General features: G+C 45.9%; 11 protein-coding genes. 5 read left to right on the forward strand and 6 right to left on the reverse strand.

The window, feature by feature from the left end:
* Positions 1–6 precede the first annotated feature (6 nt).
* From ilvD to G6N79_RS06455, 6 genes are all read right to left on the reverse strand, one after another.
* Entirely contained in the window at positions 7–1,707 is a 1,701-nt protein-coding gene (ilvD, locus tag G6N79_RS06430; protein ID WP_103906852.1) for a dihydroxy-acid dehydratase, read from the reverse strand.
* Positions 1,691–2,581 (reverse strand): branched-chain amino acid transaminase, encoded by an 891-nt coding sequence (locus G6N79_RS06435; protein WP_103906853.1) that lies wholly within the window; start codon positions 2,579–2,581, stop codon positions 1,691–1,693. Before G6N79_RS06435 ends, ilvD begins: the two co-directional genes overlap by 17 nt.
* 381 nt (positions 2,582–2,962) lie before the next feature.
* Positions 2,963–3,211, reverse strand: coding sequence for an ATP synthase F1 subunit epsilon (gene atpC / locus G6N79_RS06440; protein WP_103906854.1), 249 nt, complete (start codon positions 3,209–3,211; stop codon positions 2,963–2,965).
* 112 nt (positions 3,212–3,323) lie between these two features.
* On the reverse strand, positions 3,324–4,826 hold the full coding sequence (gene atpD / locus G6N79_RS06445) for a F0F1 ATP synthase subunit beta (RefSeq protein ID WP_103906855.1): 1,503 nt from the start codon (positions 4,824–4,826) through the stop codon (positions 3,324–3,326).
* Positions 4,827–5,022: 196 nt separating this feature from the next.
* Positions 5,023–6,282, reverse strand: coding sequence for a hypothetical protein (locus tag G6N79_RS06450; protein ID WP_146060639.1), 1,260 nt, complete (start codon positions 6,280–6,282; stop codon positions 5,023–5,025).
* Between the two features lie 28 nt (positions 6,283–6,310).
* Positions 6,311–8,701: a TonB-dependent receptor plug domain-containing protein gene (locus tag G6N79_RS06455; RefSeq protein ID WP_103906857.1), complete on the reverse strand. Its 2,391-nt coding sequence runs from the start codon at positions 8,699–8,701 to the stop codon at positions 6,311–6,313.
* 145 nt (positions 8,702–8,846) lie between these two features.
* Here G6N79_RS06455 and G6N79_RS06460 point away from each other — a divergent pair, with 145 nt between their 5' ends.
* From G6N79_RS06460 to G6N79_RS06480, 5 genes are read left to right on the forward strand one after another with little or no spacing between them, the layout of a single operon-like run.
* Positions 8,847–9,959 (forward strand): alpha/beta hydrolase, encoded by a 1,113-nt coding sequence (locus G6N79_RS06460; RefSeq protein ID WP_103906858.1) that lies wholly within the window; start codon positions 8,847–8,849, stop codon positions 9,957–9,959.
* 9 nt (positions 9,960–9,968) lie between these two features.
* Positions 9,969–10,922 carry an iron chelate uptake ABC transporter family permease subunit gene (locus tag G6N79_RS06465; protein WP_103906859.1) on the forward strand — a complete coding sequence of 318 codons (954 nt, stop codon included), beginning with the start codon at positions 9,969–9,971 and terminating at the stop codon, positions 10,920–10,922.
* On the forward strand, positions 10,895–11,677 hold the full coding sequence (locus G6N79_RS06470; RefSeq protein WP_103906860.1) for an iron ABC transporter ATP-binding protein: 783 nt from the start codon (positions 10,895–10,897) through the stop codon (positions 11,675–11,677). Before G6N79_RS06465 ends, G6N79_RS06470 begins: the two co-directional genes overlap by 28 nt.
* A 1-nt stretch (position 11,678) precedes the next feature.
* Positions 11,679–12,632, forward strand: a complete 954-nt coding sequence (locus tag G6N79_RS06475; protein ID WP_160003759.1) for a siderophore ABC transporter substrate-binding protein — start codon at positions 11,679–11,681, stop codon at positions 12,630–12,632.
* Positions 12,633–12,636: 4 nt separating this feature from the next.
* A complete protein-coding gene (locus G6N79_RS06480; RefSeq protein ID WP_103906862.1) occupies positions 12,637–13,446 on the forward strand; it encodes a siderophore-interacting protein in 810 nt (269 codons plus the stop codon).
* The last annotated feature ends 1 nt before the right edge of the window (position 13,447 follow it).

Consider the following 13,447-nt stretch of genomic DNA (forward strand, 5'->3'; position numbering starts at 1 on the left):
TCTTTCTTATAAATCCGTTACGCAGCCCTGCGACGCATTGGCCACTGTTTTGGCATATTTGTACAGCACCCCTTTGCTTACCTTCAATGCCGGTTGCATCCAAGCGGCACGGCGCTTCTCGATTTCTTCGTCTGCGACTTTCAGGTTAATGCTGTTGTTGACGGCATCGATCTCAATAATGTCATCATCCTGTACCAACCCGATCAGTCCGCCGGCATAAGCTTCCGGTGTGATGTGCCCGACTACGAAGCCATGTGTGCCCCCGGAAAAGCGGCCATCGGTGATGAGCGCTACGGAAGAACCCAAGCCTGCACCGATGATCAAAGAGGTTGGTTTTAGCATTTCAGGCATCCCCGGAGCCCCTTTAGGACCTTCATTTTTGATCACGACAACATCGCCGGATTTAATGCGGCCGGTTTCCAGACCTTTGACCAGGTCATGTTCGCCATCGAAGACACGTGCCGGACCGGTGAATTTCTCCCCTTCCTTGCCGGAGATCTTCGCTACGGAGCCTTGCTCCGCCAAATTTCCGTAAAGGATCTGCAAATGACCTGTCGCCTTGATCGGGTCATCCAGTTTATGGACGATCTTTTGGTCGTATTCAATAATGGATTTTACATCGGCCAAGTTCTCCGCAACCGTCTTTCCTGTTACGGTTAAGCAGTCGCCATGCAATAGTCCTTCATCCAATAGGTATTTCATGACCGCAGGGATACCGCCATATTGGTGTAGATCCTGCATCAGGAACTTGCCCGAAGGCTTGAAGTCTGCCAACACTGGAGTTTCATCCGACATGCGCTGGAAGTCATCCGGAGTGACCTCTACGCCTACGGAGTGGCCCATGGCGATAAAGTGCAATACGGCATTGGTTGAACCACCGAGAATAACAATGATACGCATGGCATTTTCAAAAGCCTTGCGCGTCATGATGTCCGATGGCTTGATATCTTTTTCCAGAAGGATACGGATGTATTTTCCGACCTCTAGGCATTCGTTTTTCTTTTCTTCGGAAACGGCTGGGTTGGATGATGAGTACGGCAAGCTCATGCCCATTGCTTCGATCGCTGAAGCCATGGTATTGGCCGTGTACATCCCGCCGCAAGCGCCCGCTCCGGGACAGGTATGGCGGATAACGCCGTCATAATCCTCGTCTGAGATGGTGCCGGCAATCTTTTTACCCAACGCCTCAAATGCGGAGACGATGTTCAATTCCTCACCTTTATAATGTCCAGGTGCAATGGTACCGCCATACACCATAATCGCGGGACGGTTCAGGCGTCCCATGGCCATGATCGCACCCGGCATATTCTTGTCGCAGCCTGGGATGGCAACCACGCCATCGTAATACTGACCGCCGCAGATGGTTTCAATGCTATCGGCAATGACATCGCGCGATACCAACGAGTAGCGCATGCCATCCGTACCGTTGCTCATCCCGTCGCTCACCCCGATGGTACCAAAAGTCAACCCGACCAGATCGCTGTTCCAAATCCCTTTTTTAACCTGTGCTGCCAGGTCATTCAGGTGCATATTGCAGGTGTTCCCGTCATAGCCCATGCTCGCGATGCCCACCTGTGCCTTCTCCATGTCTGCATCGGTCAGACCGATGCCGTACAACATGGCCTTGGCAGCCGGCTGTGTCTCATCCTGTGTGAAGATGCGACTGTACTTGTTGATTCCCCCTTGGTTATCAGATGATGACTTCATAGTTCTCTTGCTCTAATACTAAATTTTTATATTTTCTTTGGATAGATGCGCCGATGCTATCTTCCCATGTTTCTGGGAATACCACATCGTCAATTTGTTTTATACCGATAATTCCCGCTGCGGTGCCGCTCAAGAAGGCACTATCGGCCTCGTAGATGTCCTTGACGGAAATACGTTTCTCGATGATCTCAAAACCCAGGTTTTTACAGATCTCGATAACGGTTTCGCGTGTGATCCCTGGGAAGATATTTCCCAATGGTGGCGTGTAGATCTTAAAGTCTTTCTCAATGAACAGGTTCTCACTGGAAGCCTGTGCCACAAATCCATCCTGATCAAGGAGCAAGGCTTCATCAAAGCCTTTCTTGATGGCATCGGATGTGGCCAAGATGGAGTTGATGTACTGCCCGGAAACCTTCGCATCGATAGGGAAGGACTTCGGGTTGGGACGCTCGATGCGGGAGATGTTTACCTTTAGTAGGTGCTGACCTAAGTAAGGTCCCCATTCCCAAGCGGCGATCATGATGTTCGCTGTATCGGACGCCGTCAGGTGCATGTTGGATCCGGAATAGATCAATGGCCGGATATAGGCCGAACGGAGATTGTTCATCTCCAGAAGTTCATAGGATTTTTCAATAAGCTCGCGGTTGTCCCAGGTGTAGGGCAAGCCGATGGCCTTGCAGGAGCGCTTCAACCGCTCGAAGTGTTCCTCTGCCTTAAAGATCCGCGTGCCATTATGGGTGCTGTATGCACGTAAGCCTTCAAAGGCACCATAACCATAGTGTAAGGATTGGCCGAACATATCAACGCCCGCATTGCTCGCCTTCACAAACTCGGCGTTCAGATAGATTAGTGTGTCCTGATTGTAATACTGCATAATACCTGTGTTTTATGACCTCTGTTTTTCCTCCATAGGGGATGCCTCAACGGAGTGCATCCAATGGTTTTGTTAAGTTAGCTCGAAATAAAATTCTTTACAATAGCCATACAATTTATTTTAAGAAAGTTTTTTATTTCGAATCATGGTTTATTAAAAAATATTATTTTGTTTAACTGGCTAATTTTCCTATTTAAATTTTACAGCAGGTAGACTCAAATTAAAATTGGTATATTTTTGTTTTTTCAATGGATTTCGGAAACTCGCCGAAATTCTTCCTGAAATGACCTTCCGTGCCGGAAAAGTTGATAAAATATGCCCCAAAAAAATAGCCCTTAAAACTTTGAAGTTCTAAGGGCTATGCTATCTTTTTTTATCTATCTAAGCTTCTGCTATTCCTTCCGCTAAAACGATGATATTATTTTCCTTGACTTCAACGACGCCACCTTTAATAATAATGACTTGTTCATCATTATTATTTTTAATAATGACCTTTCCGTCTTCTAGCGTAGACACAATAGCAGCGTGATCCTTCAAGATCTGGAATGATCCTGCGGAACCCGGTACAGTAACAGCAGTTACTGGGCCTTCAAATGCTAATTTGTCTGGAGTTATGATTGTTAATTTCATTTTGCTGAGATATGTGATATGAGATTTGAGCTATGCGATATTTTGTTTTAAATAGGAGACATCTGCAGATGCACATGTCTCCTATCTCAAATCTTATGTCTAAAGTCTATCGTTAGACTGCTTCTGCTAATAGTTTTTTACCTTTTTCGATGGCATCATCGATGTTACCTACCAAGTTGAAGGATGCTTCAGGGTATTCATCAACTTCACCGTCGATGATCATGTTGAATCCTTTGATGGTATCTTTGATGTCTACTAGACAGCCTTTCAAACCTGTAAATTGCTCTGCAACGTGGAATGGCTGTGATAAGAAACGTTGTACACGACGTGCGCGGTGTACTGTTAATTTATCTTCTTCAGAAAGCTCATCCATACCTAAGATAGCAATGATATCCTGAAGTTCCTTATAACGTTGAAGGATTTCTTTTACGCGTTGTGCTGTATTGTAGTGCTCATCACCTAATACTACTGGAGAAAGGATACGTGAAGTGGAATCCAATGGATCCACCGCAGGGTAGATACCTAGCTCAGAGATCTTACGTGACAATACTGTTGTTGCATCCAAGTGAGCGAACGTTGTCGCTGGAGCAGGGTCAGTTAAGTCATCGGCAGGAACGTAAACCGCTTGTACGGAAGTAATGGATCCGTTTTTAGTGGAAGTAATACGCTCTTGCATCAAACCCATCTCCGTAGCAAGTGTTGGTTGGTAACCTACCGCTGAAGGCATACGGCCTAATAACGCGGATACCTCAGAACCTGCCTGTGTGAAACGGAAGATGTTATCGATGAAGAAAAGGATATCACGACCTTGTCCTTCGCCGTCACCATCACGGAAGTATTCCGCAATCGTTAATCCCGACAAAGCAACACGCGCACGTGCACCTGGAGGCTCGTTCATCTGACCGAACACGAATGTACATTTGGATTCTTTCATCAATTCCAAATCTACTGTATCCAAAGGCCATTGTCCTTTTTCCATTTCTTCCATGAAGTGATCGCCATATTTGATAATGCCGGATTCCAACATCTCACGAAGCAAGTCATTTCCTTCACGAGTACGCTCGCCAACACCAGCAAATACCGAAAGACCACCGTGTCCTTTTGCGATATTGTTGATCAATTCCTGGATCAATACGGTCTTACCTACACCGGCACCACCGAACAATCCAATCTTACCACCTTTAGCATAAGGCTCCAACAAGTCGATAACCTTGATACCCGTGAACAATACCTCTGTTTCTGTGGAAAGATCCTCGAATTTAGGAGGTACGTTGTGGATAGGACGACCGTTTTCTTTGTTTAGTGCTTGAATACCGTCAATTGGGTCACCAACAACGTTGAATACACGACCTTTGATTTCTTCGCCAATCGGCATTTTGATAGGAGCGCCGGTATCAACTACTTTCATGCCACGAACTAATCCTTCTGTAGCATCCATTGCAATCGTACGAACACGTTCCTCACCTAAGTGCTGTTGAACCTCTAATATAATGCGTTGTCCATTGTCTTTTTCAATGTACAATGCATCATAAATCTTAGGAAGATTTTCATTGTCGGCAAAGTTGACGTCAACCACTGGGCCGATAATCTGCGCTATTTTACCAATATTGGGCATATTATAGGGACTAAAATTTATTAATCAATTTATATACAGCTTGTTTTACGCACTGTATTTTGGAATGCAAAAATAAGTTTTATCTTATTAAAACCAAAAGGGATATGCATATTAATTTTTATTTTTTTCATAATCCATGCAATATCCCATTTCCCTTATTTAATTCGGTCTTGGATTAGTCCATGCGACACCTTAATTAAGGCAAGGTTATTTTGTGTAATCCAGATACAGATCCACCTGCCGTCACCTTAAATAAAGGCTTCGCCGCGGTTCCCGTCAGCTCAAAATACCCGTTTTCACTGCCGCTTTTTGTATTCACCCGCAACAGGGTTCTGCCATCGATCTCAATGGCACAGAATGCCGCACCGGGATTTGTAACCGCAGGAATGCCGGTGATCTTCGTGCGCTTCTTGGAAGCGACATCGATTTGGTGGAATTCCCATACATCTTCAAAGTTGATGTTTCCTGTTGGGCCTCCGGTTAATGCCGTGTTGGGAATTACCGTAATGAGCTTGCCGTCCTTCGCAAAAACCGAAACAAACTTACCCCCTTGCTGGATATCATCCATATTTAAGGACCAAGTTTTGTCAATCGTTGTTTCCGCAGCCTTGATGCGGACGATTTTTGACTTCCCGCCAACCGGAGAACGACCCTGTGTAACGATATACAGGTCTCCATTGCTGTCGAAGTCATACATATTGTTGTCGTTGATATAGGCAATGGAGCCGGTATCTTCAATCGTTATGGTTTTTTCATGTTTGCCTGTGGCTATATCAATCACAGCAATATACACATCGGGAAAATAATCGTCGAAAAATCCCTTTTGAGGGCCATTGGTCTTGGCGTAGGTAATATTTGCAAATAATTTACCGTTCTTCACGGCAAGGAATTTCTGTCCGATAGAGCGGTAAAGGATTTCAGGAACGTCTTTTCCTCTTTCATTCACGACGGCGGAGAAGTCCAAATCCCCCGTGCGGGCCATCGTTGATGGGTTGAATGTCTGGATTTTCAAAGGAGCAGCGCCATCCCAGTAAAATCCCTTAGTTTGATCCACGATGACAAAATTACCGGAGCCATTGGTCTTATTATCCGCGGAAATAAACTTTCCAGGGGTTATTTTTCCGGAAGCATCCACCACAAGCTGTTCGATGCCCAATTCATTGGCATTGGTACTGAACATTTTTAAAAGTTGGTTGCCTACTGGTCTCCAGCCACCAAAGCCCATTCCTTGGGTACTGTTGGCTCCATTGCTCACAATATTGCCGGATGGTAGCTCATCGAATGCCACCGCATAACCTGGTTTCGTTAGGTTGTTTTCGCTCATCGTAATCAGCACGTACTTTTCTTTTGCTTCGGGATTGGGTAGTGTAGGTGTGGGGGTGTCATCACCACAACCCGCAAAAAGGCCAGCGGTAAGAACCATGGCTAAAGCTAATCTTAATCTGTTCACTATCATAATCGTTTCATTTAGTATGCTGTATTCTTTAATAAAATCTGTAACTCAATTTCAGGTGGAAACTTCTCCCTGGTCGCTGCACGCGGTAATAATCGTATATGTCCTTGTTCAGGATATTCCTGACCTCGGCGCCGAGATGCATTTTCTGCTGAGGGAAAGCATAGGTCAATCCGGCATTGAACAGGTGCTGGTCCGGAATAATTAAATTGGTATTCATGTCCGCACTTCCGGAAAGCCCCAGAAATCCACCAGGTTCGGCCTCCCGAGGAATTGTTTCCAGATAGAATTCCCGCATGTAATTGTAATGTGCTAAGACCTTCAGCTCATCTCCGTCCTGAAATACCCCGCTATATTTAGCAGATGCGCCAAGGTTTGCGAAGAAATAGGGTGTATTGCGCAATCGGGCCTTGTTTTTCCAGGTATCCAGTGCATTCGTAATGCCGTACAGGCGTAAATCTTGCCAGGTTGCATTCCCGTTTAGGGTGTACTGCTCGGTCAATCGATAATTGATGTCCACATCCACACCGTAACCACGCACGTTTTCCTGGTTTTGATATTGAGCATTAGGTGCCTGGATAGGCACCAACAAGATCAATCCTTTTGTGTTTCTGAAGAACGAATTGGCCTCTAGGGTTAAAGATTCGTTCGGTTGGGACTGAACCCCCAGGTTCAGGTTTAGGCTCTGTTCCGGATCGAGTTCAAAATTCGGAACGATAAAGATGTTGTTGCCGAAAAGTTCTTCCCGCTCCGGTAGGCGGTAGGTGTATTCAACGGATGCCCTGGCAAAGGTGCTGGTTGATATTTGGTATTTCAGGGCTTCGGTAAAACCCCAATAATCGCCGGATATATCCCGTCTGTCGTTATCAGTTATGGGGGTCGAAAACCAGGTGTTCTGGTATCCGGATGCTCGGTATCGGTAGTATTTGGCCATGAGGTGGTTCTGGAGCCGATCATCGAGAAGGCCTTGCTCATAGGAAAGACCGAATACATGTTTTTGGTAAGTCGATGATAAGGATAGAATATCGATATCGGTACCCTGCAATCTGGGTCCCAATGGATCTTCTCCGGAACGTTTGGCGGAAGTGAACACATGGTTCAGTTCCAGCTTGCTATCGGGCTTCAAGAGGTAACTGACATTTGTTCGGGTTACCCATTGCCGCTCGTCGATAGCCGATTGCGAAGGTAATCTGCTTTCACCTACCTGCGTTCCGGGTGTGAATTCGCCAAACCAGTCGTAGGATCCATGTAGGGTGTCGATACGTGCTGTTTTAAGGATGTTGAAGGTCGTAAATTGATCTATTCGTAGTCGATTGTCAAGTATATTCTTCTTGTAGCGCACCGAAGGTGCCAGAGTGGATTGCTTGCTGTGCAGCGACCCAAAGGCATCTGTCATCAGGGCGGGGTGCTGTTGTTCTTTTTTCAGGTTGAAACCCGATAATCCAAAGCGCAGTTCATCTGCCCAACGTCTATTTCTCACACCAGCAAATGCTTCTCCCATGATATGGTTGTAGGCATTGTGGAACATCGGTAACCGCATGGGTTCTTTGTTCTTCGTGTCTGGGTTCACCACTTCCACTAGCGCCTTATAATCATTTGCTGCATAATTGAAGAATGCTTCCAGACCATAAAACCAGCGCTGGTCTGCGCTTGATTGCGAAGCCAGAACACCTGCACGATGGGTTTGGAAGGAACCGATTTCATAATAGGCATTGACCTTGCTTCCCATCTGCTTGTTTGTCACCAGGTTGACGGCTCCGCCTAAGGCATCAGCACCCAAGGAGACAGGGAGTACCCCTTTGTACACTTCGACATGGTTCAGCATTTCCACCGGAAGGGCAGATAGGTTATACCCTTCACCTAAATAGTCAAGCGGGATGCCATCCTTGAAATATTTAATGGCTTTTCCCTGAAAACCATTGACTGAAACCTCCGGGCGACTGCCCAAGCCGCCATTCTGCCGGATACGGATTCCTGTACTTCTGTTCATGAGGTCCGTGAGTGAGGTGGCCTGCGTAGCGATTGCACGCGTATCGATATAAACCGATCGGATAGGGGCCTGCTTAATTTTTTGGCTTTGGTTGTCTCCGGTCACCTGGATTCCTTCGATTTTTTCTGCCGATTCAATAAGGGGAATAGTCAGCGTTAAATTTTCCGTACTGCTGACCAAAAGGGTGTCCGTGTAGGGGACATAACCCAAAGAACTGACCTGTATGATGTATTTCCCAGATGGTACATCGGAAAAAACGGCTACTCCACCTTCTCCTGTTTGCCCTGCATTGTTCCCGATTTGCACGCTGGCTCCGGAAATAGGGCTTTCAGTACCGTTTTTAACGATTTCAACCGTGATTTTACGGAATTGCTGGGGGAAAGCCCAAAATGAAGAAAATAAGAATAGGATCAATGGAAATAGTAGTCTCATGTGTGCTAATAACCCTCATTTTTAATGTTGAATGGTTACAAATATAGGTTTAATTAGACTTATTATAAATAATATTTGATATTTATTTAGAATCTATCTAAATTAGTGGCCATCCAAATGGAGTAAAAGTCACAAACATTTATCCATGAGTAAAAAAGTTTATCAAGTAATCGTAAATGTGCTTAATACGAATGAAAATTTTATTGGCGCCCCATTGTACCTCGTGGGTACCTTTAATAATTGGTCTGCGCGGCATTTACCCATTGGAGAGATTCCTGCGGTAGGGGAGCGCATGCACTTTCTGCTGCCAGCCGTCGAAGCGGGAGACTTGGAACTTAAGCTCAGTAGAGGCGATTATAGAACCCTGACAGCAGACCAAGATGGAAAACTGGAAGATCCGCAGATTTTCAAGATTCAAAAGGATACGGAAGTAACGCTGACCATTGAGAACTGGCGGGATCTCTATCCTGCTTCCACCGCGAGTCCACAGGTACATGTACTTGATGAGCATTTCTTTTTCCCTGAACTGGATGTGTTCCGGAAGGTGAGTATCTATCTTCCCGAGGATTATGTCGGATCGGAACAAAGGTATCCTGTACTGTATATGCATGATGGACAGCATCTCTTTGATGAGGCGACATCGTTAGGCCGTTCAGGTCCCGTCGAGTGGAAAGTTGATGAAACCATAGATAGTTCGGGTTCATCGGTTATTGTAGTGGCGATCGATCATGCAACCGATTACGAAATTCGGCAACAGGAATACCTGGTCAATAGCGGAAAGGGTACGCCGGATCCGAAAGGATGGAAATACCTGCATGATATTGTGCATACCCTGAAACCCCATGTTGACCTTAAATATAGAACGCTCGCAGGCGTACGACATACCGCTATGTTGGGGAGCTCCCTAGGTGGTTTATTGACCCTTTATGCCGGCTTGGCGTATCCCCAGGTTTTTGGCACCGCGGCCATTTTTTCACCTTCCATCTGGATGGATGAAGAAAACCTGTACCGCTATGCGGCGGAAAAACTAGGGATGGGTGTCGACAGAAAAGAGCAGGAATTCTATTTCTACATTGGCGATAGGGAGCGGCGATTCCGAATGATGGATGCCAAGAACAACATGCGGTTGGACATGGACCGCTTCTATACCTGGTTTGCGGAACATTTCTCAGGCAAGTTGACCCTTGATGTCAACCCGGAAGGCAAGCATGACTGTGGGTATCATAGGTGGTTTGTTGTTCTTGTTGTTAATCCTTAAAAAGCAGGCATGAAGACATCCCTTAAAATAGCCCTCCTTGGATTGATCCTGCTGGCGGTAACTTTAGGTTTCCTATTCGTGGATATCGACCTGGATAACCGATATGCCTTAAATAAACGGACCATGCGTTTGGCAAGTATGGTCCTGGTTGGCATCAGTGTGGCGTACTCATCCATTATTTTCCAAACGATTACAAATAATCGGATTCTTACGCCTTCCATAATGGGATATGAAGCTATTTTCATTCTCTTTCAAACATTTATAGTTTTTGTCTACGGCGATAAGGCTTTCCAGGTCATCGGGCAGCAGGAAAACTTCTTCTATGCGATCGTGCTGATGTTGGGTTTCTCTTTGGTGCTCTACTTTCTCCTGTTCGGAAAAAGAAAGCGCGGAATGTACTTCTTGTTGCTGACAGGTATGGTCCTTGGGACGCTATTTCTGACCATAAGCCAGTTTATGCAGGTTATGATCGATCCAAATGAATTCTCCATTGTACAGAATTTTATGTTCGTCAGCTTCTCCAAGATGAACACCAAACTATTGGGCATTGCCGCCGCCACGCTTGTTGTCGCTCTTGCATTTACCAGTTTCCATTTGCGGAAGCTCGACGTTCTTGCACTTGGGCGCGACCATGCCGTGAATTTGGGGCTGTCCTACAATCAGGTGGTGCAGCGCTTTTTGTTGGTGATTTCCCTGTTGGTTTCCGTATCTACGGCTTTGGTGGGGCCGATTACCTTCTTGGGTATTTTGGTCTGCAACCTAACCTACGAACTATTACCAACACGTAAACACAGTATTATGTTGCCTGTATGCAGTTTGATTGCCTGCATCTGTTTGGTGTTCGGACAATTCCTGGTCGAACATGTCCTGAGTTTTTCAACGACCGTCAGTATCATTATTAATTTTATCGGCGGAGTTTATTTCATGTATTTATTATGGTTAACACGGAAAAAAATCAGTTAGTCTATCAAGGCATCCAGAAGCGTTATGGCAAGGCCGAGGTTTTGAAGGTCCTGTCGGGGAGCATTCCCAATCGGCAGATTACCTCGCTCATCGGTCCCAATGGTGCCGGCAAGAGTACGCTGTTGTCCATTTTAAGTCGGTTGATCAAGCAGGATGGAGGCGAAGTCAGTTTCTTCGATAAGCCCTTGAACGAATACCGTGGTGCCGAGCTGGCCAAGAAGCTTTCCATTTTGAAACAATCCAATCACCTTGATCTGAAGTTGACCGTTCGGGATCTCGTTTCCTTTGGTCGCTTTCCTCACAGCAAAGGGCGGTTGTCTGCCCATGATTGGGAAAAGGTGGATGAGGCATTGCAGTTTTCCGATTTAATGGACCTTCGGGATGCCTATATCGATGAGCTTAGTGGGGGACAGCGGCAACGGGCTTTTATCGCCATGATTATTGCCCAGGATACCGAATATATCCTCCTTGATGAGCCCCTCAACAATCTCGATATGAAGCATGCTGTCCATGTGATGAAAACACTGCGCCGGTTGGTGGATGAAAAGGGGAAGACCGTAGTCATCGTTATTCATGAAATAAACTTTGCTGCACAATATTCCGATCACATCATCGCGCTCAAAGATGGCTATATCGAATTTGATGCTCCTGTCAATGACGTGATCAGTGCGGAAAATCTCCAATCGATCTTTGCTATCGAATTTGATATCATCGAAAGGAATGGTAAAAAAATATGTAATTACTTCAATTTATAATATGATTAAAAAATTTTTAAAGACCAGCTCTTCTTTATTTGTGCTGGTTATGGGTTTACAACTGTTGCTCTCCTGTCAGTCCTCAGATAAGCAGGCTGGAAAAACAGCAGGCCAGGATACCCTGCAGGTTTCCCATAAACTGGGAAATACCGTATTGGTGAAAAATCCCGAACGTGTGGTTGTACTGGATATTGGTGCCTTGGAAACCATGGATGCACTGGGTGTAAAGCCCATTGGGATTCCCAAGAAATTTGTGCCAGCGTATCTGAAGGATTTGCTGGATGATCCCAATATCGCGGATGTCGGGTCCGTTATTGAGCCTGACTTCGAAGCCATCGCGGCATTGAAACCGCAATTGATCCTTCTGTCCACGCGGCAGGAGCGGTTTTACGAAGAACTCCAGGAAATCGCACCAGCGGTATTTATTGGCACGGACAACAAGAATTACTTGCCCTCCTTTGAAAAGAATGTGCAATTGATCGGTCGAATCTTCGAAAAACAGAACGATGCACAGGAGCAATTAAACGCATTGGAAACAAAAATCAAGCAAGCGCAAGCAAAGTATAGCCAAGATCCCAATAAAGCGCTATTCCTGATTTTCAACAATGGGAAGTTCTCCGCGTTTGGACAAGGCTCCCGCTTTGGTTTTATTCACGATGTTCTGGGGATAAAACCGGTATTGGATCTACAGGATGAGTCCGTGCACGGGCAGCGCGTATCCAATGAGCTCATTGCAGAGTCTAATCCAGACTATCTCTTTATTGTTGATCGCAATGCGGCGGTGCTGGGTAAGGTTTCCAGCAAAGAAGATGTCGAAAATAAATTGATCAAACAGACCAATGCCTATAAGCAAGGAAAAACCTTCTACCTGAACCCGAATGTCTGGTTTATTTCGGGAGGTGGATTAACATCCGTCAACATGATGGTGGATGATATTGTCAACTTAATTCAGTAAGGAAATGGAAAAACCGAAGATTTCAAAATACGTTTTTAAGGTAACGGCGAAAGAAAACATAACGCCGCACTATATCCGGATCAAGTTAAAATCGGATGAGGACATTGAATTCGATCAATGTACGCCAGGGGCAAACAATAAGATTTTTATTCCGCCCAGTGGAACTCGAGAGGTTCAGTTTTCGACCTTTGATCCCGAAAAGGGAGAATGGGTGATGCCTGATGATGCGATCAAACCCATCGTCCGTACCTATACTCACCGGGCAATTGACCCGGAGACCAAGGAGATTACCATAGATTTTGTCAACCATGGGGATAATGGTCCGGCTTCGGCCTGGGCCAGGAATGCCGTGCTGGATGATCAATTGGGTGTCGCCATGAAAATCCGACCGACGGTACACGTTGGTGAGGCTGACCACTACCTATTGATCGCGGATTCTACCGCCATCCCTGTGTTGTGCTGTATCCTGGAATCCCTTCCTGAGGATGCTTCAGGGCGGTGCATTGTCGAAGTCGCTACACCTGAAGATAAACATCCCGAGGTTCAGCATCCCGGATTCGAGGTTACTTGGTTGGTCAATCCGCATCCGGAGAAAGGGAGTGCACTCGCGGAGACCGCTAGGGCATGCGCCATCGATCCCGATAAGAAATACTTCGCCTACATTGCTGCCGAATACAGTACGGTCAGAGATCTGAGACAATACTTTAAGGAAGAGCTAGGTTGGGGAGCCAAGGATTTCTATGCGTTCTCGTATTGGAAGTCAGGAACGGCCGAAGATAAATCTGCGCAAGATCGTCGAGAGGAACGTGGATAAA

This window comes from Sphingobacterium lactis (assembly GCF_011046555.1).
GTDB classification, from domain to species: domain Bacteria; phylum Bacteroidota; class Bacteroidia; order Sphingobacteriales; family Sphingobacteriaceae; genus Sphingobacterium; species Sphingobacterium lactis.